Here is a 19736-nt window from a genome sequence, read left to right on the forward strand (position 1 = left end):
CCCGGCGCGGGCTCACGGGTCGGGCGCCGGAAGCCGGAGGGGCGCGCGTGGTGAAGGCCCGGCGCGGGCTCACGGGTCGGGCGCCGGAAGCCGGAGGGGCGCGCGTGGTGAAGATCCGGCGCCGCTTCGCGGGGCGGCCACCAGGGGCGCGCGGGGTCGCCGTCCGGCGCCGCGCCACCCTCGCCTGCAGCGTCCTCGGCGCCGCCGTCGTCGCCCTCGACGGCACCGTGCTCACCATCGCCCAGCCCGCGCTCCAGCGCGATCTGCGCGCGGACGTCGACCAGGTCCAGTGGACGAGCACCGGCTACCTCATCGCCGTCGCCGGCCTCCTCGTCTTCGCCGGACGGCTCGGCGACCGGTACGGCCACCGCCGGCTCTTCGCCCTCGGCACGCTCGGCTTCGCGGCCACGTCGGCCTGCATCGCCTTCGCGCCCGGCATCGGCTGGGTGACGGGTCTGCGGGTCGCGCAGGGCGTCTGCGGGGCGCTCCTGCAGCCCGCCACCCTGGGCATGCTGCGCGCCGCCTTCCCGGCCGACCGGCTCGCCATGCCGATCGCCCTGCGCACCAGCGCGATCGGGCTCGCCGCGGCGGCCGGCCCCCTCGTCGGGGGCGCGCTGGTGAGCGCGTACGGCTGGCGGTCCGTCTTCCTGTTCACCGCCGTGCCTGCCCTGGCCGTCGGCCTGCTCGCCGCCGCCGTCCCGATGCCGGACCCGCCGCCCGCCGCCCGTGGCCCCCGGGAGCTCGACCTGCCCGGCGCCTGTCTGCTGGCCGTGACGCTCGCCTGCCTGGTTCACGTGCTGGTCACCGCCCCCGGCCCCCTGGCGACCCCGCTCGCGCTCGGCACGGCGCTCGCGGCCGGGTCCGCGCTCGTCCGGCACGAGCGGCGTACTCCGCATCCGCTCCTGCCGCCCCGCGTGCTCCGGTCGACGCCCGTCATCGCCGGGCTCGGCACCCTGCTCGCCGCCTCCGCGGCCCTGTTCGGCACGCTGTTCGTGACGACGTACTTCCTTCAGGACACCCTCGGTCTCGACCCGCTGCACAGCGCCTTGTGGGCCCTGCCGCTGGCCGCCGTGATGGTGCTCGGCGCGCCCGTCGCCGCGCTGCTTCCGCGCCGCTTCGGCCCCCGCGTCACGACCGTCTCCGGCGCGTGCCTGCTCGCCGCCGGCGTACTGCTCCTCGCCCGGCTCGACGAGGAGGCGACGGCCCTGGTGACCGGAGGCTGCTTCGCCCTGGTCGGGGCCGGATTCGTCACGGTCATGGTCACTGCCGCCTCCGTGCTCGTGCGCCGGGCGGCCGTGGCCGACGCCGGGGTCGCCGGCGGGCTCCAGCAGACCGCCATGAACATCGGCCCGGCCCTCGGCGTCGCCGTCGCGACCCTCCTGATGACCCTCGCAACGACCGGACGTGACGCGGGCGGCACGACGCCCGCCCTGCTGGTCCTGGCCCTCATCGCCACGGCAGGCGCGGCCACCGCCCTCGGGCTCCCGGGACGCCCGGGGCCGCCGGAGGCCGAGGCCGAATCCGGGCTGCGACCCGCGGCCGGCGCCGAGCCGGGGCGGGAATCCGGAGCGGCCCCCGCAGCCTCGGCCGGAGCCGATCCCGGACCGTGATCGGGAGCGGCATCCGCGTCCGGGCCGAGGCGGGAGCCGGTGCCCGGGCTCCCTGCCGGGCGCCGGGCGGCCTTCGCGGCGGGGGCGGTACGCGCCGCTGACCCGGCGGCCGCCCGCATCCGAGGCCGGGACGGGAGCCGGTGCCCCGGAACCCGGGCGCCCACGGGCGGCTTCCGCAGCCCGGGCGGGCGCGAGCGGCAGGCCGCCACCGGACCGGGCGGCCCAGCCGCTCCCCGGCCCGTACCGTCGCCGTTCCCCGTCCGGACACGCCCGGGCGGAGCCGGATACCCGCCGTGCCCTCTGCGTACGATCACGCAATGCCCACTGGTGGTCACCGTCAGTTCCCCTCTCCCCGGACGCGCACGCAGATCACCCTCGGTCGCTGTCTGCCCTTCCTGTTGATGGCGCTGACGGTCGTCGTCGACCTCCTCACCCCCGAGCGGGAGCGCTTCGACCGCCTCCTGGTCGCCGCGCCCGCTCTCGCCGCGGTGACCTGGGGCGTTCGCGGGACCGTTGTCATCGGCGGGCTCGCCATGGGGCTGCGCGCGCTGCTCGGCCTCTCGCGAGGGGAGCCGTTCCTGCCCGATCTGCTCGCCAACGAGCTGGTCCTCGCGGCGGTGACGGCGGCCGCCGTCTGGGTCAGCCGGGTGCGGGTGCGCTACGAGCGGGATCTGCGGGAGGTCACGGCCGTCGCCGAGGTCGTCCAGCGGGTCGTCCTGCGCCCCCTTTCGCCCCGGCTCGGCGCCCTGCGACTGCACCTGCTGTACGTGGCCGCGGCGGCCAAGGCGCGGATCGGCGGCGACTTCTACGAGGCGGTGCGGGTGCCCGGCGCCGTGCGGCTGATGCTCGGGGACGTCCAGGGCAAGGGGCTCGGGGCCGTCGAGACCGCGTCCGTGCTGCTCGGCGCCTTCCGCGCCGCCGTCGACGAGGCGGCGGACCTGCCCGAGCTGGCCGACCGGCTCGAGAAGGGTCTCGACCGCTATCGCGCCTGGGAGCCGGACTCCGACACCGTGGAGCGGTTCGCCACCGTCGTCCTGGTGGAGATCCCCGATGACGGGCACGTCGCCCGGCTCCTCAGCTGCGGCCACCCCGCCCCGCTGCTGCAACACGGCTCCGCCGTCCGGCCCGTGGAGTTCACCGACCCCTCCCTGCCGCTCAGCCTGGCGGGCCTCGCCGACCAGAGGCACCGCGTCGAGGAGGTGCCGTTCGGGCCGGGAGACCGCCTGCTGCTCTTCACCGACGGGGTGAGCGAGACCCGCGACCGCGCAGGCGTCTTCTATCCCCTGGAGGAGCGGCTGCGCGGCTGGGAGGGCGTCCCCGGAGAGCGCCTCCCGGGCCTGCTCCACACCGATCTCGTGGCGTACGGAGCCGACGGCCTCGACGACGACGTGGCCGCCGTCCTCGTCGTACGCCCGTGATCCGGACGTCGTGACGGCGCGGCTCAGCCGAGCGCGTGGCCCGTCGTCGCGTCCACGTGGTCCGGGATCTCCTCGTGCCGGTCGCCGACCGAGAGCGTCCCGGTCGGCTCGAAGAGCAGGATGGACGCGCCGGAGGGAGCGTACGGGCGGTGCTCGACCCCCCGCGGGACGGTGAAGACGGAGCCCTTGGCCAGCGTCACGGTGCGCTCCGTCCCGTCCTCCCGCAGCGCGATGCGCAGTTCGCCGTCGAGGACGAGGAAGAACTCGTCCGTGTCGTCGTGGGCGTGCCAGACGTGCTCGCCCGCCACCTTGGCCACGCGGACGTCGTAGTCGTTCACCCGCGTCACGATGCGGGGGCTCCACAGGTCCTCGAAGGAGGCGAGGGCCTGGGTGAGGGCGATGGGGTCGTTGCTGCTCGGGTCGCTCATGCGCCCATCCTGCGCCGTGACCGCGCACCGCCGCGAGTGCTAGAAAGAGCATATGTCGCAAGGATCCTCGCACGGTGCGGAGCGGGACGGCAGGGGCCCGCACCGGGTCGTGGTCATCGTCGACGCCCACTCCAACCCCTTCGAACTCGGCTGTGCCACCGAGGTGTTCGGGCTGCGCCGACCCGAGACCGGCCGCGAGCTGTACGACTTCCGGCTCTGTTCGCCCGAGCCCAGGACCCGCATGCGCGACGGGTTCTTCACCCTCACGGGTGTCGCCGGGCTCGACGCCGCCGACGACGCGGACACCCTGATCGTCCCCAACCGCCCGGACGTGGAGGTGCCCCGCCGCCCCGCCGTACTCGACGCGGTCCGCCGCGCCCACGCGCGCGGGGCACGCCTGATCGGTTTCTGCAGCGGCGCCTTCACCCTGGCCGAGGCAGGGGTCCTCGACGGCCGCAGGGCGACCGCGCACTGGCAGTGGGCGGATTCCTTCCGCGCCCGCTTCCCTTCCGTGCGGCTCGAAGCGGACGTCCTCTTCGTCGACGACGGGGACATCCTCACCGCCGCCGGCAGCGCCGCCGCCCTCGACCTCGGACTGCACGTCGTGCGCCGCGACCACGGCGCCGAGGTGGCCAACGCGGTGAGCCGCCGACTGGTCTTCGCCGCCCACCGGGACGGCGGTCAGCGTCAGTTCGTCGAGCGCCCCGTTCCCGACCTGCCCGAGGAGTCCCTGGCGCCGCTGCTCGCGTGGGCACAGGAGCGGCTCGGCTCCCCGCTCGCCGTCTCCGACCTCGCCGCCCGCGCGGCGGTCAGCCCGGCGACGCTGCACCGCCGCTTCCGGGCCCAGCTCGGCACGACCCCGCTCGCCTGGCTGACCGGCGAGCGGGTGTCCCTCGCCTGCCGTCTCCTCGAACGCGGCGACGTCCCCCTGGACGTCGTGGCCCGGTCCAGCGGACTGGGTACGGCCGCCAACCTGCGCGCCCTGATGCACCGGCAGACGGGCCTGTCACCCTCCGCGTACCGCCGCCGTTTCGGCCCGGCGGCGGGCTGACCCCCTCAGGACCGCCTTCTCGGCGCAGGGTCACGCGCCTCCCGGGCCGCTTGCGCAGACTCCGTCACGCGCCTCCCGGGCGCCTGCGCAGACTCCGTCCGCGCCTCCCGGGCCGCCTGCGCGGCCGGTCCGGGGCGCCTCAGGAGCGGTACGGCGTGTTCGCCGCGGCCCAGTCCGCGAGGGCGCGGGCGCAGTCCGCCACCGACTCGCGCCAGGTCCGGGCCGCGCCGGCGCCCGCCTCGTCGCTGACGTGCTTGACGATGCGCAGCGGGACCCCGGCGACGGCCGCCGCGGACGCCAGGGCGTACCCCTCCATGTCCACCAGCGGGGCCCGGGCGGCGAGCCGGGCGCGGGCCGCCTCGTCGGAGATGAAGGCGTCGCCGGTGGCGAGGACGACCCCGCCGCCGTCCGGGAGGGCCAGCGGCCCGCCGTAGGTCTCACCGGTCAGCGTGGCGAGCAGTTCGCCGTCGAGGTCGTGCTGGAGCACGGCGCCGACGAGGTGCGTCCCCGTCCAGCCCGGCCGCAGGGCACCGGCCGTGCCCAGATTCACGACCCCGGAGGGGTGGGGGCCCCGGCCGAGCGTGGTGGCGAGCGCGGTCGCCGCGTTCACCTTGCCCATTCCGGTCAGCAGGATCGGCAGGTCCGTGTCGAGGAACTGCGCCTCCTCCTTGACGGCCAGGACGAGCAGGGGTCGGTCGGCCGTTATCTTCCCGATGAGTTCCATGGGGTCACGCTAGTTCGAGACGCCCCCGCCCGTACAACCGGCGGGGTTCCGACCGGCTTGGTGACCACCGCGACACCGCCGGTCACCGTCGGCGCGGCGCCCCCTCCGCCACCGCCCTCACCACCCCTGAGAGACGATTTCACGCCTCGGCGTGTTTCTTACTGCAGGACGCTTGTGCGCGGGCCTTCGTCCCGGCACGCTCCTCGGTATGAACACAGCCAGGCACGCCAGTGAACGCCTGATGAGCTGGCCCTCGCTGATCGCCGACCCCGCCCTCTGCGGCGCCGAGGTCGGCCTGCGGACCGCCACGCGTGAGATCGTCCACTTCCACGGTGAACACGAGGCCGACGTCCACCTGAGCCGCGCCATGATCGCGAAGCTGCGGCCCGCCCTCCTGGGGTCCAGTGCCGTGCGGTTGCGTGCCGGTTCCGGCTGGGTGACGGTCCGTCTGGACATGGGTTCCGACATCGACTTGCTGGCGACCCTGGTGAGCGCCGCGCTCCAGGCATCCACCCGCGCCCCGGAAACGGGGGACGGCGTGCCGGACGGCTGCACCCGCACCTGACGCCCGCAGTACCCCGTTCGGCGGCATGGCGGAGGGGTCCCGTCCTCCCGCGGGTACTCCCCGTGGCATGCCCCCCACATCCGGTGCGCCCCACGAGGCCGCCCCCGACGAGCACGGCCACCGGTTCCGCAGGCTCTACCAGCGCGTCGTGACCTCGGTCATCGGACTCGCCTGGAGCCGGGGGCGCGAGATGGAGCTGATGCACCGGGCGATGGGGTTCGCGGCCCTCAGCCTCCTCACCCTCGTGCCGCTCCTCATCATCGTCGCCGCCGCCGACCTCGCCAGCGGCCGGGGCTTCGCCCGCTGGCTCGTCCAGGGCCTCGGCGTGTCCGAGGTCTCCGAGGAGGAGGTCGAACAGCTCTTCGGTCAGCCGGGGCAGGCACTGCAACGGACCACCGCCTTCGGCCTCGCGGCGCTCGCGGCGTTCGGTGTGACCTTCGGTTCCGCCGTCCAGACGGGATACGAGCGGGTGTGGGACCTCCCGACCGCCCGCTGGCACACCATGTGGCGCCATGTCGTCTGGCTCGCCGTGCTCGTCGCCGCGCTCCTCGTCTTCGCGGCGACGCCCCCACCGGAGAGCGCCGCCGAGACCGTCACGGTCGCCGCCGCGGACACGGTGGGAACCGCCCTCTTCTTCTGGTGGTCGCAGCGCTTCCTCCTCTGCGGGCGCATCCGGTGGCGCGCCCTCGCCCCCGGGGCCGTCTGCACGGCCCTGGGGCTGTTCGGCCTGCGGATCTTCTCCCAGTTCGTCTTCTCCCCGCTGATCGCCTCCAACGCCGTGACGTACGGGCAGTTCGGCACGGTCCTCGTCCTGCAGTCCTGGCTCGTCGGCGTCGGCTACGTCGTCTACGGCGGCGCCCTGGTCGGCCGGCTGATCCACGAACGCCGGGTCGCCCGACGGCTCGACCGGGAACCCCTCGACCCGCCCCCTGGTCCGGGCTGACCGGGGGCCGCGCCCGTGCTCACCCGATCCGGTGACGCGCGGACGGCTCGGCCGGCGGCGCCGCGCGGACCGCTTGGATGGGAGTGATCCACGTGGTCCGACCGTCGAGAGAGAGCTGCCCCATGGCGAACACCTGGCTGCCGCCCGCCGAGTACATCGCGACGCTGCCGAGAGCGACGGCGTACGCCTGCCTGTACTTCACCGACACCGACGGCCGGCCCTTCCAGCTCCGTGCCTCCTACCGGACCGAGCCGTGGCAGTGGCCAGGAGGCAACATGGACCCGGGCGAGACGCCCTGGCAGACGGCGGTCCGCGAGTGTCACGAGGAGACGGGGATCGCCTTCCGGGGCCGGCCGCGGCTCCTCGGCACCCACTTCATCGGCGATCAGGGGGAGGAGTGGCCCGCCAACCGCATCGGGTTCATCTTCGACGGCGGTGTCCTGACCCCGGACCAGCTCGACGCCGTGGTCCTCGACCCCGACGAGCACAGCGAGTTCAGCGTGCGCACGCTGGCCGAGTGGGAGCGGGAGATGACGCCGGGGACCTTCGCGCGCCTCGCGGAGATCGACCGGGCGCGTCGGCTCGGCACCACCGTGTACGTGGAGAGCGGCGCCGGGACCTGAGAGGGCGCCGCGCGGGACGCTCCGGGAGGCCGGGCGTCCCGCGCGGCGAGAGGAGTTCTCTGCCAGGGGGGCGGCCTGCCGTTCCGGGAGACTTCGGGCACGCATCGGATGGTGGCGGAGGATTTCGCGGGATCTCATCTGATATGTCTGGGGCGTGTGCTGGAGCGCGACGGCCGATCTCGTGGCGGGCACGGCCATCACCGCCGTCGGTGTGGGCAGTCTCGCCTCCGTGCGACGCCCCGGCGACGCGCCGCTGGCCGCCCTGCCCCTGCTGCTGGGCGCACACCAGATCGTCGAGTCCGTGATCTGGCGTGCGGGCGGCGGCGCGGGCCCGGCCACGCTCGCCTGGGCCGTGATCGCCCTGCCCCTGCTGGCCCTGTGGGTCCCGCTCGGGGTCCTGGCGGCGTCCCCGCGAGCCGGCCGCCGGCGCCTGGCGCTCCCCGTCGCGGCAGGCGCGGCCGTCGCCGGCGTCCTCGGTCACCGCCTGGCCGGCCGGCCCGTCACGGCCGAGGTCCGCGGCCACACCCTCGGATACGTGCTCGACCTGCCCTTCGCGGCCCCGCTGATCGCGGGCTATCTCCTCGCCACCGTCGGCGCGCTGCTGCTCTCCCACGACCGTCTGCTGCGCCTCCTCGGCCTCCTGACCGGCGCCGGAGCGGTCGTCTGCGTCCTGCTGTGGCGCACGGAGTTCGTCTCCACCTGGTGCGCCTTCGCGGCCGTCGCCTCGCTCGTTCTGCTCGTCTGGGTACGAGGCCGTAACCCCCGGGCGCCTCGGCAGTTGACCAGGGCATGAAGAAGCGCAGCATGCTCGCCATCGCCTCCCTCGCCGCAGGCGTCGTCACGGCCCTCGTCACCCCGCCGCCCCACGCGACCGCCGCCACGGGCGCGGACGCGGGTGCGACCGGCCTCACCGGACTCTCGCAGCACGACACGGAGCTCGACACCCTGCTGGACGAGGCCACGCCCGTCGTTCCCGACGGCAGCCTGCAGCTCCCCGACAGCGGACCCCGCCCGTAGCCGGTGTCGGCACCGGGCAAGGAACGGATCCGGCGGATCCCCGCACCCACCGCGGCGTGCGGGGATCCGTCATGTGGCGGCAGCCCGTGCGCGCGCCGCGCACAGGGAATGACAGGATGTCCCCATGAGCGAGAACGTCTACTTCGACATCACCATCAATGACGAGCCGGCCGGCCGTATCGTCTTCAAGCTGTTCGACGACGTCGTCCCGAAGACGGCGAGGAACTTCCGCGAGCTCGCCACCGGCGAGCACGGCTTCGGCTACGCGGGCTCCCCCTTCCACCGCGTCATCCCCCAGTTCATGCTCCAGGGCGGTGACTTCACCCGGGGCGACGGCACCGGCGGCAAGAGCATCTACGGCGAGAAGTTCGCGGACGAGAACTTCCAGCTCAAGCACGACCGCCCGTACCTGCTCTCGATGGCGAACGCGGGCCGCAACACCAACGGCTCCCAGTTCTTCATCACCACCATCGTGACCGACTGGCTCGACGGCAAGCACGTCGTCTTCGGCGAGGTCGTCGAGGGCCAGGACCTGGTCAAGAAGATCGAGGGCCTCGGCTCCCGCTCCGGCGCCACCAGCGCCAAGATCGCCGTGTCCGCCTCCGGCGTCGTCAAGGCCTGAGCGCCCTCCACCCCACGCACACCGGCGCCCCCCTGAGGGGAGCGCGCGACCGCCCCTGCCGAGCCTTCGCAGGGGCGGTCTTCGTCTGCCCCGCCCCGATACGGCCCGCGGCTCGTTAACCGGATGCGCGCCTCCGGTGCCGCGTGTACGGTCGCCCCACGTGCCGATTCCGTACAGTCGCATCCCGCGCCGACTCCGTACGCCCGCGCACGCGCCGAGCCCGGCCGGATTCCGGAGGTGAGCCCGCATGAACGACCAGCGCCCCCCTCGGGCCCTCCCCGTCGTCGCGGCGGACTGAACCGCGACCGCGCACGGGAGCGCCCGCCGTACGAGCACTCCCGAGCGAAGGAACCATGACCGTCACGCCTTTCCGTATCTCCGTCTCCGACGACGTCCTGCACGACCTGCGGCAGCGCCTGCGCCGTACGCTCTACACCGAGCCGTCCGACTCCACGTACTGGGCGGCCGGCACCGACCCCGGCTACCTCCGGGAACTCGTCTCCCATTGGGCCGACGGCTTCGACTGGGCCAAGGCGGAGGCCCATCTGAACACCTACCCGCACCACATCGCCGACGTCGCCGGACGCCCGGTCCACTTCGTCCGCCTCCGCGGCCGGCGCGCCGAGGGCGCCCCCGCCCCCCTCCCGCTGATCCTCACGCACGGCTGGCCGAGCAGCTTCGTGGAGATGCTGCCCGTCGCCGAACTCCTCGCCGACCCCGCCGCGCACGGCGGCGACCCCGCCGACGCCTTCGACGTGGTCGTACCCTCGCTGCCCGGATTCCTGTACTCCGCTCCGCCGGCCGGGCCGTTCACCCGCCGGGGGGTCGCCGAGACCTGGCACACCCTGATGACCGAGACGCTCGGCCACGGGCGCTTCGGCGCCTTCGGCGGAGACATCGGCGGCGGGGTGACCCAGTGGCTCGGAGCCCTCCACCCCCGTGAGGTGGCCGGGGTGCACATCACCTCCGCCGTCGTCGCGTGCGATTTCGAGGCGGAACCGCCCACGACGGAGGAGCGGACCTACCTCGACGCCCTCGCGGCCTACGACGCCCGGGACGGGGGCTACAGCGAGATCATGTGCACGCGGCCGGACACGATCGCCGCCGCCCTGCGGGACTCGCCCGCGGGGCTGCTGGCCTGGATCGTCGACAAGTACCGCGACTGGAGCGACTGCGCGGGGGACCTCGAGTCCCGCTGGGACAGGGACACCCTCCTGACGGTGGCCACCCTCTACTGGGCCACCGGCTCCATCGGCTCCTCCTTCCGGCAGTACTACGACTACCCGCACAACCGGCCCGTGCCGCCCGTCGAGGTCCCGGCGGCGATCACCCTGAGCCACGAACCGGCGTACGCCGACTATCCCCGGAGCCTCGCGGAGCGCACCTTCCGCGACCTGCGCCACTGGAGCACCCCGGGGTGTGGCGGCCACTTCATGGCCCACGAGGAACCCGCCCAGGTCGCCGAGGAACTGCGCGCCTTCTTCCGTCCGTTGCGGTAGCCGCGCCGCCGCTCAGGCCGCCGGTCCGAAGGCCGCCGCGTTGCGCTCCGCCCACGCGGAGAAGGGGCGCGCGGGGCGGCCGAGGACCCGCTCGACGTCACGGCTCACCCGCCGCTCCTCGGGGCTGGGCTCGCCGAGGACGTCCAGCATCCCGTCCACGGCCGACGCCGGCAGGAACCGCGCCATATGGGCGCGCGCCTCGTCCCGGCCGCGCTCGACGAACCGCAGGGGTGCGCCGACAGCCCGTGCGAGAGCCTCCGTCTGCTCGCGCGGGGTGAGCGCGGCGGGGCCCGTCAGTTCGAGGATCCGCCCCGCGTGGCCGTCCTCGCACAGGGCCGCCGCGGCGACCTCGGCGATGTCGTCCGGGTCGACGACCGGCAGGGCGACGTCGCCGAACGGGGCGGCGACCGTGCGCGTCTCACGGACCGACTCGGCCCACAGGAAGGCGTTGGACGCGAAGCCGCCAGGCCGGAGCACCGTCCACCGCGGCCCCGACTCCCGTACGGCCGTCTCGAACTCCCCCAGCGCCCGGTGCGACGGGGACCACGGCCGGGTCCCGACGAGCTGCGAGGAGAGCAGGACGATCCGGCGCACGCCGGAGGCCGCCGCGCTCTCCGCGATCTCCCGCGGACGCAGGGCCTCCCCGGTCCCGGCGACGAGGAGGAAGAGCGCCTCGGCGCCCTCGAACACCTGCTCAAGCCCACTGGCGTGCGCGAGATCGGCCTGCCGGTGGCGTACTCCGGGCGGCAGCGGCCCGTCGGCGGGCCGGCGGGTCACCGCGGTCACCTCCCGGCCGGACCCGGCCAGAACCCGCACCAGGGTCCGTCCGACGTTCCCGCTCGCACCCGTGACGACGATCATGAGTCATTCCCTTCTCCGGCGGGGCGGAGTGCCCCGCCGCGGTCATGACTCCACCCTGGTCGGCGAACCGGTCATCTCCTGGCCGGTTCTCGGGACGGGTTCGCCTGCCGGTTCCTCAGGAGGGCTCCTCGCCGTAACGGCGTTCGAACCTGGCGACGCGGCCCTCGGAGTCCACCGTGCGGGCCTTGCCCGTGTAGAAGGGGTGGCTCTCCGAGGAGATCTCGACGTCGACGACGGGGTACGTCCGGCCGTCGTCCCATTCGATGGTCTGCTCACTCGTCGCCGTGGAACGGGTCAGGAACGCGAACCCGGCCGAGCGGTCGCGGAACACCACGGGGCCGTACTCCGGCTGCTTGTCCTGCTGCACATGTCCTCCTCGGGCGCGCCTGCTTCTGGGGCCCAGCCTCGCGGCGCTCGGTGACGCCGACCAGCGACCGGGGGCCGACCGGGTGACGGGCGCGGACAGGGCGGGGCGCCGAGGGCGTTTCCTCGTGACCGACGGCCCGCTATCGTCGGGTGATCGCGCGCCGCCCCGGTGGCGGCCGCCGGTGAAGGGGGAATCGCATGGCCGCCGTGGTCGTCCTGTTCGGTGTGATCGGGGCCGCCGTCGCCCTGCTCCTCGTGACGCTGCTGCGACGCGGCGGCGGACGGACCGACAACGCCGACGGGCTGCTCATGGAGCAGGCGCGCCGCGAGCAGGCACACCACGACCGGGTCTCGTTCTCGGCCAGGGCCCAGCACGGTGCGATGCCGACGCTCGGCGACCACCACCACCGCCGCCGCTGACCCCGGGACTCTGGTCCTGCGTCAGGCGGGGGCAGCCCAGCGGGCGGCCAGCAGGAGGGCGATGTCGTCCGGGCGGTCCGTGGCGCGTCGGGCGTCCCGGATCAGCCGGTCCGCCGTCTCCGCCAGAGGGGCGGAGCCCGTGGCCGAGAAGGTGCGGCGCAGCCGCTCCACGCCCTCGTCGATGTCGTGGCCCGGCTGCTCCACGAGCCCGTCGGTGAACAGCGCGAGGACCGCGCCCGGTTCCAGGCGCACCTCGGTCACCGGATACGTGGCGTCGGCGTCGATGCCGAGGACCAGTCCCCCCGCCAGGTCCATGACCTGCGTCTCCCCTTCGGGGTGCCGCAGCAACGGCTGGGGGTGCCCGGCCCGCACGGCCTGGGTGGCGCCGGTGCGGGGGTCGAGGACGATGTAGCAGCAGCTCGCGAACTGCCCCGGGTCGAGGGCGATCAGCAGCCGGTTGGTGCCCTGCATCACCTCCTGCGGCGGGTGGCCGCCGATGGCGAAGGCCCGTACGGCACTGCGCAGCTGGCCCATCGTGGCGGCGGCGGCGACCCCGTGGCCCTGGACGTCCCCGACGACCAGCGCCAGCTGTCCCCCCGCGGTCTCGATGACGTCGTACCAGTCCCCGCCGACGTCCATCCCCTGTGTCCCGGGGAGGTAGCGGGCCACGGTGTCCACCTGGTCGAGCACCGGCAGACGGTGGGGGAGCAGGGCGTCCTGCAGGCCGCGGGCCAGCGCGGACTCGGAGTCGTAGCGGCGGGCCCGCTCCAGCGCCTGGGCGATCAGCCCGGCGAGGGCCGTCAGCACGGTGCGCTCCTCCGGGCTGAACCCGCGCGGCCGGTCGAAGCCGAGGATGCACGAACCGACGGGCCGGCCCGAGGCGATCAGCGGGAGGAAGGCCCGGGCCCCCGTGTCGGCGTCCAGCGGCAGCCCCGGATAGGCCACCCGCAGCTGCTCCATCGACTCGTAGAAGAGCGGCCGGCCGGTCGTGAGCGTCTCGACGCCGGGCAGCCGGGCGTCGAGACCGACGCCGTCGAACGGCTCAAGGAAGCCGGGCGGGAAACCGGTCTCCCACGCGAGGTAGAGGTGGCGCTCGCTCAGGAGGTAGATCGCCAGCTGGCGGCCGCCGAAGGCGGGGAGCAGCTCGTCGGTCACCACCGCCGACACCTGGCGGGCGGTGACCGCCTCGGTGAGCGCGATGGCCAGAGCCACCGGCCGGTACAGCGCCGCCGCGCGGTCCGCGGGGGAGCCGAAGCCCATGTCCGGCTTGGTCACGGACGTGGGCTGGTAGACGGGCTCCTCCTCGGGGAGCAGCAGCAGCGTCACCCCGTCGTGGCCGGGATAGAGCGAGACCGAGAGCCACTCCCTGTCCGAGGGGTGGGCGAGGAAGTGCACCGATTCGTCCGAGAGCAGGGCCGCGCGCAGCTGTTCCTCGTGGGCGGGATGACCGAACCAGGGGAAGACCTCCGCGAGGGGCCGCCCGGCCAGCGCGGACCGGGGACGGCCCACGAGGTCCTCGGTACGGTGGTTGACGTAGGTGATCCGCCCGAGCCGGTCGATGGCGAGGATGGCGCGGGGAAGCCGGTCGGTGGCGTCGGAGCCGACCAGGCCGGTGCCCAGGTCGACCAGCGAGCCGGTCAGCCGTCCTCCGGCGGGGAGGCCGGGGGGGACGTCGGCCGGCGGCGGGTGCGTCGTGGCGGCCGTCAGGGCGGCCGAGGAGCCGGCCGGTCCGTCGCGGGGGGCGGCGCGGGCGGAGACCTCCAGGAGATGGAGCCCGCCGTCCGGGCCCTTCAGCCGGATCCGCCGGGCCACGGGAGCGCCGGACTCGGCGGCCCGGCGGGCGATGGTCCACAGGGCGTAGGTGTCCTCGGGAGCGAGGCGGGCCGTGAGCGCCTCGATGGTCCCGGGCCACGGGGCCTCGTCGCCGATGATCGCCCGCAGCCCGTCGTCGACGGTGACCTTTCCGGAGTCCAGGTCCCAGTCGAAGTAGCCGATCCGGATGGGCGGGGTCCCTGCCGACGGCAGCTGGACGCACACCGGCTCCGTGGGCCACGCGACCGACGTGCCGTCCGCGCTCAGCTCCGCGAGGGCCGCGCCGAGCCGGCGCGCCTCCTCGGTGAGCCGCCCCCGGTCGCGCGCGTTCACGGGCACGCCCGGGCTCGGCGCACGCAGCACCACGAGCACCCCGAACCGCTCGCGGCCGTTGACGACCGGCGCGTAGAGGGAGGCGAAGGGGAACGGCAGGCTCGCCACGAACTGGGGGAAGAGCCGCATGGCCTCCTCCGCGTCGGCCAGGTGCACCGGCTGGCCGGAGCGGTACGCCTCCGCCACGGGGAACGGGCGGTTCACATGCATCCGCCACCAAGGCCGGAACAGGGAGCCGGGCAGCCCGGCGAGGACCGCGAGCCGCAGCAGGCCGGGGGTGCCGGAGCGCAGATACACACCGCCCGCGTAGCCACCGACCGCCTCGATCGTCCTCAGGGCGGCCTCGGCCAGCGTCAGCGGCAGCGCACCGAACGCCTGTACGTCGGCGCGCGCTGTCCTGGCCGCGTCCCCGGCGTCGGCCGACGACACGGGGCCGGGCGCACCGTACGAGGTCACACTGCCAGCATGCTCCCGGGCCGCGCCGCCCCGCATCTCGGAGGTCCGGGACCGAATCCCCCGCCGCCTTTCGCGCCGGGTCTCCGAGCCGTCGGCGTTCTCCGGTGATCCGGCGCCGTCCGGGGGCGACGGGCGCGCGCGTCGGGGAACATGGGGAGCCGAGGCGGGGAGGCGGGTGCCATGGAGGCCAGTGTCCTGACAGCGGTGATCGCCGCGGCGGCGTTCGTGTGCCGCGCGGCCGTCCTGGAGTGGCGCGACCCGGGCGCCGGCCGCCGCGTGTGGGCCTTCGCGAGGGATCGCCGGGCGCTCGGTGCCGGGCTGGCCGCCACCGTCCTCCTCGGCGCCGTGGCCTGGAGCCGTGCCGGTGCCGGCGCGGTCGTGTGGGCGGCCCTCGCCGGGGTGCTCGTGGCGTCGCTGACGGCGGGAAGGCGGCCGTCCGGTGACCGGCACGGCCGACCCGGGAGCCGGCCGTCGTAACCTTCGGCGCCCGAACCCTTGACGTACGACTTAAATCATCCCTTGAATCATGCCTGCAACCCAGCAGTCGGCATGTTCTCGGGAGGCGATGTCATGAGCATGACTTATCGCGCGTCGGCCTCCTCCCCCCACTCACGGAAGAGAGAGTCATGCGCCCCTCCCGCACCCCACGGCGCGCGCTGTGGTCGGCCATGACGGCGGCGACGGTCCTCGCCGTCACCGCCCTGGGCCTCGGCACACCTGACCCCGACGCGGGGCCTCCCGTCACGGAAGCCGCCGTCGCCACCGTCGCCCAGGCCGCCGCCGTCACCTTCTCCGACGACTTCGACGGACCCGCGGGCGCGGCCGTCGACGGCGCCCGGTGGCAGATCGAGACCGGTGACAACGTCAACAACCACGAGCGGCAGTACTACACGGCGGGCAACCGCAACGCCGCGCTGGACGGCCAGGGCCACCTCGTGATCACCGCGAGGAAGGAGAATCCCGGCAATTACACGTGCTGGTACGGCCGGTGCGAGTACACCTCCGCCCGTCTCAACACGGCGGGCCGGTACACCGCGCAGTACGGCCGGGTCGAGGCCCGGATGAAGGTGCCCCGCGGCCAGGGGATGTGGCCCGCGTTCTGGATGCTGGGCAACGACCTCGGACAGGTCGGCTGGCCCGCCTCCGGCGAGATCGACATCATGGAGAACGTGGGCTTCGAGCCGTCGACGGTGCACGGCACCCTTCACGGCCCGGGCTATTCCGGCTCCGGCGGAATAGGCGCCGGCTACACCCTGCCCGGAGGCCAGGCCTTCGCGGACGCCTTCCACACCTTCGCCGTCGACTGGTCGCCCGGCAAGATCACCTGGTCGGTCGACGGCACCGTCTACCAGACCCGCACTCCGGCGGATCTCGGCGGCCGGGCCTGGGTCTTCGACAAGCCGTTCTTCCTCATCCTCAACCTGGCCGTCGGCGGCTACTGGCCCGGCGACCCCGACGGGTCCACCGTCTTCCCGCAGCAGCTCGTCGTCGACCACGTCCGCGTCACCACGGCCGACGGCCCGACGTCCGGCGGGCCGATCACCGGCATCGGCGGCAAGTGCGTCGACGTCGCCGGCGCGAACACCGCGAACGGAACGGCCGTACAGCTGTACGACTGCAACGGCACCGCCGCGCAGAAGTGGACCGTCGGCGCCGACGGGACCATCCGTGCCCTGGGCAAGTGCCTCGACGTCGCCTCCGGGGGTACCGCCGACGGGACCGTCGTCCAGCTGTGGGACTGCAACGGCACCGCCGCGCAGCGCTGGGACGCCAACGCGGCCCGGGACATCGTCAACCCCCAGGCGAACAAGTGCCTGGACGCGACGGGCAACAGCTCCGCCAACGGCACCCGGCTCCAGATCTGGACCTGCGGCGGCGCCGCCAACCAGAAGTGGACGGTGACCCGCTGACCGTCCCGGCGCCGGGAGCGACGCGCACGGAGCGTGGCGCCCCGGAGACCTCGCGGAGGCGCGCGTAGCGGCGCGCCCCGCCCGAGACCTCGCGGACGCGGCCCCGTGGCCCGGCCCTCGGACACGCACCGGAGGCCGGGCCCCGGCACCGGAGCCCGTGCCGGGCCGACCGTCCCGAGGGGTGCGCGTCAGGAGTCTCGCGGCGGTATGTTGCGTACAAGGACGTGACGACAGGGGGCAGGGTGACACAGCGCAGCGGTCGTACGGTGCGTGACCTGCGGCGCGAGAACCGCACCGCCGTTCTGCAGCGCCTCTACTTCGACGGCCCGCTGAGCCGTTTCTCGCTCGGCCCCGCCACGGGGCTGAGTTCGGGCTCCGTGAGCAACGTGGTGGCAGAACTGGTCGCCGAGGGACTGGTGGAAGAGGCCGGCAGCGTCGACTCCGCCGGCGGACGCCCCCGCATCCTGCTCCGCGTCCGGCCGGACAGCGGCTACATGATCGGCGTCGACGTGGGGGAGACCCGGATCAGGGTCGAACTCTTCGACCTGGCGCTCACCGAACTCGCACGGGTGGAGCGACCGCTCGCGACCGAGGGCCCGCGGCGAACCGACCGCTACGACGTCGCGGTCGTGGTCGGGCATCTGCGCGAAGGCATCGCCGAGGTCCTCGACCGGGCCGGCATCGAGGCGGAAAGGCTCCTCGGCGTCGGGGTCGGCGTCCCCGGCATCGTCGCCCGCACCACCGAGGACGGTGCCGTGGTGCACGGCCAGACCATCGGCTGGGACGGCGTGCCGCTGGAGCGTCTGCTCCGCGAGTCCGGTCTCCTCCCCGAGTCGGTGCCGTACTACATCGACAACGGCGCCAAGACACTCGGTCAGGCGGAGATGTGGTTCGGCGCCGGACGCGGCGCGCGCAACGCCGTCGTGGTGCTCTTCGGTTCGGGCGTCGGCGCCTGCGTCGTCTCCGACGACATGCGTCCCGGCAGGGCCGTGGAGTGGGGACACCTGACCGTGAGGGTCCGGGGGCGTCGGTGCCGCTGCGGTGCCCAGGGCTGCCTGGAGGCGTACGCCGGAGCGGAAGCCCTCCTGGAGCGGTGGGCGGAGGCGGGCGGCCGTCCCCCGGCCGGTGTGGACGAGGAGACGGCGCTGACCGCCATGCTCGCCGCCGCCTACCCGGAAGCGGGAGCCGAGGCGGGAGCCGGCGCGGACCCGGCGACGGAAGCGGGCCCCGCCGGCGCGGCCGTCCCGGCGCGCGAGGCGGACGCGACCGCCCTGGCCGTCCTGGAGGAGACCGCGGAGTACCTCGGAGCGGGCTTCTCCGATCTCATCAACCTCTTCCAGCCCGAGCGGATCCTCGTCGGGGGGTGGGCGGGGCTCCAGCTGGGCCACCGCTTCCTGGACGCGGTACGGGCGCACGCCACCTCCTACGCCCTGGCCTACCCGGCCGCCCACGTACGCATCGACCTCGGCACCCTGGGGCCGGACGCCGTGACGGTGGGCGCCGCCATCCTGCCGCTCACCGACTTCTTCGCACGGGGCGGACGCCGGGCCGACACGGATCCGCGGGAACAGGAGCCCGTCCCGGCCTGGCGCGCGACGCTCGAGGAGCGGACGGCCCCCTGAGCCACGCCCGGGACGTCGCGGCTCGGGCGGCACCCCGCGGACACCACCCGTGGGCGCGGGTCACTCCTCCAGGCCCGGCAGGCCGTCCGGGGCCGGGCAGATCCGGTGGCCGGCGTGATCGAACACGTACAGCTGTGCCAGGTCGACGAGCAGCGGGATCTGCGCCCCGGTGCGCACCCGGACGTGCGGGCCCGTCCGTACGACGAGGTCGCTGCGGCCGACGGCCCGCCGCTCCTCGGACGCCGGTGTCGCGGGGCCGGCCGGCTGCGGTGCGTCGGCCGTGGGGGCGTCGGGCTCCGCGGCCCGGGAGGCGCCGGTCCTGGCCAGCGCGTGCTCGCGCAGACGCGCGAGGACGGTCCGCTGGGGGGTGCGGCGGCGCCGTCCGGCGGCGGGGCGGGGGCGGGACGCCTCCAGATCGACCACGACGGCCGGGTGGGAACCCGTGTTCACGTGCACGAGCGCTTCGTGGCCCTGGTACTCCACGTGCTCGACGATGCCGGTCAACGCCACCTCGCCGGGCCGCGCCTGGCTGGGCTGGGCGATCCGGACCGCCTCCGAGCGCAGTCCCACGATGATCCGGCGCCCCTGCTGGATGCGGAGCAACTGGTGGTCGCCGCTGAGCGGTTCGGGCAGGAAGAGGCGCTGCCGGCCGAGGTCGATCGACATCCGCGCGTCCAGCGGCGCGTGCACCACGGCCTGCAGCAGGCTGATGCGCGGCGTGCCGATGAACGCGGCGACGAAGACGTTCGCGGGCAGGGCGTACGTCTCGCGCGGGGTGCTGATCTGCTGGAGCACCCCCCCGCGCATCACCGCCACCCGGTGGCCGAGGGACATCGCCTCGGACTGGTCGTGGGTGACGTAGACCGTGGTCACGCCGAGTTCGGCGGTCAGCCGGGCGATCTCGGCCCGGAGGTGGCTGCGCAGCTTGGCGTCGAGGCTGGAGAGCGGCTCGTCCATCAGGAAGACGGACGGGCGCCGGGAGATCGCCCGCCCCATCGCCACGCGCTGCCGTTCGCCACCGGACAGCTGCCCCGGGAAGCGGTCGAGAAGATCCTCGATCGCGAGCATCCGCGCCGTGGCCTCCACCTGCGGGCCGTGGTCGGTGCGCGGATCCCGCAGCCTCAGCGGAAAGCCGATGTTCTCCCGGCCGGTCATGGTGGGGTACAGCGCGAAGCTCTGGAACACCATGGCGATGTCCCGCTCGCGGGGCGGTATGTCGTTGGCGTACTCGCCGTCGAGCAGCAGTTCGCCCTCGGTGATGTCCTCCAGGCCGGCGATCAGGCGCAGCACCGTGGACTTGCCGCAGCCGGACGGCCCCAGCAGGACCAGGAACTCACCCGGTCGCACGGTGAGGGAGACACGTTCGACGGCATAGGAGTCGCGCCCGTATCTCTTGCTGACATCGCGCAGTGCAATGGCACGGCTCATAGCGATCCGCCTGAAGGAGGGAGGAGGA

Annotated in this window: 20 protein-coding genes; 14 read left to right on the forward strand and 6 right to left on the reverse strand. The window is 74.4% G+C overall.

Going from position 1 to position 19736, the window contains the following annotated elements; genetic code table 11:
* Positions 1 to 107 precede the first annotated feature (107 nt).
* Entirely contained in the window at positions 108 to 1610 is a 1503-nt protein-coding gene (locus tag AB0K65_RS03990) for an MFS transporter (protein ID WP_365714239.1), read from the forward strand.
* A gap of 317 nt (positions 1611 to 1927) precedes the next feature.
* On the forward strand, positions 1928 to 3028 hold the full coding sequence (locus AB0K65_RS03995) for a PP2C family protein-serine/threonine phosphatase (RefSeq protein ID WP_365714061.1): 1101 nt from the start codon (positions 1928 to 1930) through the stop codon (positions 3026 to 3028).
* Between the two features lie 23 nt (positions 3029 to 3051).
* On the opposite strand, the gene AB0K65_RS04000 is transcribed toward AB0K65_RS03995, so the two are convergent.
* Positions 3052 to 3456 carry a cupin domain-containing protein gene (locus AB0K65_RS04000; protein WP_365714063.1) on the reverse strand — a complete coding sequence of 135 codons (405 nt, stop codon included), beginning with the start codon at positions 3454 to 3456 and terminating at the stop codon, positions 3052 to 3054.
* A 52-nt stretch (positions 3457 to 3508) separates the two neighbouring features.
* Between AB0K65_RS04000 and AB0K65_RS04005 the strand changes: the two genes are divergently transcribed.
* Positions 3509 to 4507 carry a helix-turn-helix domain-containing protein gene (locus AB0K65_RS04005; protein WP_365714065.1) on the forward strand — a complete coding sequence of 333 codons (999 nt, stop codon included), beginning with the start codon at positions 3509 to 3511 and terminating at the stop codon, positions 4505 to 4507.
* A gap of 139 nt (positions 4508 to 4646) precedes the next feature.
* Here AB0K65_RS04005 and AB0K65_RS04010 read toward each other — a convergent pair whose 3' ends face one another.
* Positions 4647 to 5231 carry a nucleosidase gene (locus tag AB0K65_RS04010; RefSeq protein WP_365714067.1) on the reverse strand — a complete coding sequence of 195 codons (585 nt, stop codon included), beginning with the start codon at positions 5229 to 5231 and terminating at the stop codon, positions 4647 to 4649.
* Positions 5232 to 5439: 208 nt separating this feature from the next.
* Here AB0K65_RS04010 and AB0K65_RS04015 point away from each other — a divergent pair, with 208 nt between their 5' ends.
* The 7 genes from AB0K65_RS04015 (at position 5440) to AB0K65_RS04045 (ending at position 10500) form a co-directional block, all read left to right on the forward strand.
* Positions 5440 to 5796, forward strand: a complete 357-nt coding sequence (locus tag AB0K65_RS04015; protein WP_365714069.1) for a luciferase family protein — start codon at positions 5440 to 5442, stop codon at positions 5794 to 5796.
* Between the two features lie 67 nt (positions 5797 to 5863).
* The gene (locus tag AB0K65_RS04020; protein ID WP_365714071.1) at positions 5864 to 6739 is read left to right on the forward strand and encodes a YhjD/YihY/BrkB family envelope integrity protein; all 876 of its coding nucleotides are present in this window, start codon (positions 5864 to 5866) and stop codon (positions 6737 to 6739) included.
* Positions 6740 to 6861: 122 nt separating this feature from the next.
* On the forward strand, positions 6862 to 7362 hold the full coding sequence (locus tag AB0K65_RS04025) for an NUDIX domain-containing protein (RefSeq protein WP_365714073.1): 501 nt from the start codon (positions 6862 to 6864) through the stop codon (positions 7360 to 7362).
* A gap of 154 nt (positions 7363 to 7516) precedes the next feature.
* Positions 7517 to 8155, forward strand: a complete 639-nt coding sequence (locus tag AB0K65_RS04030) for a DUF6629 family protein (RefSeq protein ID WP_365714075.1) — start codon at positions 7517 to 7519, stop codon at positions 8153 to 8155.
* Positions 8152 to 8379, forward strand: a complete 228-nt coding sequence (locus AB0K65_RS04035; protein WP_365714077.1) for a hypothetical protein — start codon at positions 8152 to 8154, stop codon at positions 8377 to 8379. The genes AB0K65_RS04030 and AB0K65_RS04035 overlap by 4 nt, the downstream gene beginning before the upstream one ends.
* A 124-nt stretch (positions 8380 to 8503) precedes the next feature.
* A complete protein-coding gene (locus AB0K65_RS04040; protein WP_365714079.1) occupies positions 8504 to 9001 on the forward strand; it encodes a peptidylprolyl isomerase in 498 nt (165 codons plus the stop codon).
* A 353-nt stretch (positions 9002 to 9354) separates the two neighbouring features.
* Positions 9355 to 10500, forward strand: a complete 1146-nt coding sequence (locus tag AB0K65_RS04045; RefSeq protein WP_365714081.1) for an epoxide hydrolase family protein — start codon at positions 9355 to 9357, stop codon at positions 10498 to 10500.
* Positions 10501 to 10512: 12 nt separating this feature from the next.
* On the opposite strand, the gene AB0K65_RS04050 is transcribed toward AB0K65_RS04045, so the two are convergent.
* Both AB0K65_RS04050 and AB0K65_RS04055 read right to left on the reverse strand, forming a co-directional pair.
* Positions 10513 to 11361, reverse strand: coding sequence for an NAD(P)H-binding protein (locus tag AB0K65_RS04050; RefSeq protein WP_365714083.1), 849 nt, complete (start codon positions 11359 to 11361; stop codon positions 10513 to 10515).
* Positions 11362 to 11476: 115 nt separating this feature from the next.
* Positions 11477 to 11728 (reverse strand): type B 50S ribosomal protein L31, encoded by a 252-nt coding sequence (locus tag AB0K65_RS04055; RefSeq protein ID WP_365714084.1) that lies wholly within the window; start codon positions 11726 to 11728, stop codon positions 11477 to 11479.
* 197 nt (positions 11729 to 11925) lie between these two features.
* Between AB0K65_RS04055 and AB0K65_RS04060 the strand changes: the two genes are divergently transcribed.
* Positions 11926 to 12147: a hypothetical protein gene (locus AB0K65_RS04060; protein ID WP_365714086.1), complete on the forward strand. Its 222-nt coding sequence runs from the start codon at positions 11926 to 11928 to the stop codon at positions 12145 to 12147.
* A 21-nt stretch (positions 12148 to 12168) separates the two neighbouring features.
* Here AB0K65_RS04060 and AB0K65_RS04065 read toward each other — a convergent pair whose 3' ends face one another.
* Positions 12169 to 14784 carry a SpoIIE family protein phosphatase gene (locus AB0K65_RS04065; protein WP_365714088.1) on the reverse strand — a complete coding sequence of 872 codons (2616 nt, stop codon included), beginning with the start codon at positions 14782 to 14784 and terminating at the stop codon, positions 12169 to 12171.
* A gap of 144 nt (positions 14785 to 14928) precedes the next feature.
* Here AB0K65_RS04065 and AB0K65_RS04070 point away from each other — a divergent pair, with 144 nt between their 5' ends.
* From AB0K65_RS04070 to AB0K65_RS04080, 3 genes are all read left to right on the forward strand, one after another.
* On the forward strand, positions 14929 to 15225 hold the full coding sequence (locus AB0K65_RS04070) for a hypothetical protein (RefSeq protein ID WP_365714090.1): 297 nt from the start codon (positions 14929 to 14931) through the stop codon (positions 15223 to 15225).
* A gap of 149 nt (positions 15226 to 15374) precedes the next feature.
* Complete coding sequence (locus tag AB0K65_RS04075; protein ID WP_365714092.1) at positions 15375 to 16658, forward strand: family 16 glycosylhydrolase; 1284 nt, start codon at positions 15375 to 15377, stop codon at positions 16656 to 16658.
* A 242-nt stretch (positions 16659 to 16900) separates the two neighbouring features.
* On the forward strand, positions 16901 to 18280 hold the full coding sequence (locus AB0K65_RS04080) for an ROK family protein (protein ID WP_365714094.1): 1380 nt from the start codon (positions 16901 to 16903) through the stop codon (positions 18278 to 18280).
* A 60-nt stretch (positions 18281 to 18340) separates the two neighbouring features.
* On the opposite strand, the gene AB0K65_RS04085 is transcribed toward AB0K65_RS04080, so the two are convergent.
* Positions 18341 to 19708 carry an ATP-binding cassette domain-containing protein gene (locus AB0K65_RS04085; protein ID WP_365714097.1) on the reverse strand — a complete coding sequence of 456 codons (1368 nt, stop codon included), beginning with the start codon at positions 19706 to 19708 and terminating at the stop codon, positions 18341 to 18343.
* Between the last annotated feature and the right edge of the window lie 28 nt (positions 19709 to 19736).

Origin of the sequence: Streptomyces sp. NPDC053755, assembly GCF_040677675.1 — a bacterium.
Taxonomy (GTDB): domain Bacteria; phylum Actinomycetota; class Actinomycetes; order Streptomycetales; family Streptomycetaceae; genus Streptomyces.

Bases quoted from the DNA above. Each gene is read 5' to 3' on its own strand.
- AB0K65_RS03995 (WP_365714061.1), top strand. From the start codon at position 1,928: ATGCCCACTGGTGGTCACCGTCAGTTCCCCTCTCCCCGGACGCGCACG.
- AB0K65_RS04000 (WP_365714063.1), bottom strand. From the start codon at position 3,456: ATGAGCGACCCGAGCAGCAACGACCCCATCGCCCTCACCCAGGCCCTC.
- AB0K65_RS04005 (WP_365714065.1), top strand. From the start codon at position 3,509: ATGTCGCAAGGATCCTCGCACGGTGCGGAGCGGGACGGCAGGGGCCCG.
- AB0K65_RS04010 (WP_365714067.1), bottom strand. From the start codon at position 5,231: ATGGAACTCATCGGGAAGATAACGGCCGACCGACCCCTGCTCGTCCTG.
- AB0K65_RS04015 (WP_365714069.1), top strand. From the start codon at position 5,440: ATGAACACAGCCAGGCACGCCAGTGAACGCCTGATGAGCTGGCCCTCG.
- AB0K65_RS04020 (WP_365714071.1), top strand. From the start codon at position 5,864: ATGCCCCCCACATCCGGTGCGCCCCACGAGGCCGCCCCCGACGAGCAC.
- AB0K65_RS04025 (WP_365714073.1), top strand. From the start codon at position 6,862: ATGGCGAACACCTGGCTGCCGCCCGCCGAGTACATCGCGACGCTGCCG.
- AB0K65_RS04035 (WP_365714077.1), top strand. From the start codon at position 8,152: ATGAAGAAGCGCAGCATGCTCGCCATCGCCTCCCTCGCCGCAGGCGTC.
- AB0K65_RS04040 (WP_365714079.1), top strand. From the start codon at position 8,504: ATGAGCGAGAACGTCTACTTCGACATCACCATCAATGACGAGCCGGCC.
- AB0K65_RS04045 (WP_365714081.1), top strand. From the start codon at position 9,355: ATGACCGTCACGCCTTTCCGTATCTCCGTCTCCGACGACGTCCTGCAC.
- AB0K65_RS04050 (WP_365714083.1), bottom strand. From the start codon at position 11,361: ATGATCGTCGTCACGGGTGCGAGCGGGAACGTCGGACGGACCCTGGTG.
- AB0K65_RS04060 (WP_365714086.1), top strand. From the start codon at position 11,926: ATGGCCGCCGTGGTCGTCCTGTTCGGTGTGATCGGGGCCGCCGTCGCC.
- AB0K65_RS04065 (WP_365714088.1), bottom strand. From the start codon at position 14,784: ATGCGGGGCGGCGCGGCCCGGGAGCATGCTGGCAGTGTGACCTCGTAC.
- AB0K65_RS04070 (WP_365714090.1), top strand. From the start codon at position 14,929: ATGGAGGCCAGTGTCCTGACAGCGGTGATCGCCGCGGCGGCGTTCGTG.
- AB0K65_RS04075 (WP_365714092.1), top strand. From the start codon at position 15,375: ATGCGCCCCTCCCGCACCCCACGGCGCGCGCTGTGGTCGGCCATGACG.
- AB0K65_RS04085 (WP_365714097.1), bottom strand. From the start codon at position 19,708: ATGAGCCGTGCCATTGCACTGCGCGATGTCAGCAAGAGATACGGGCGC.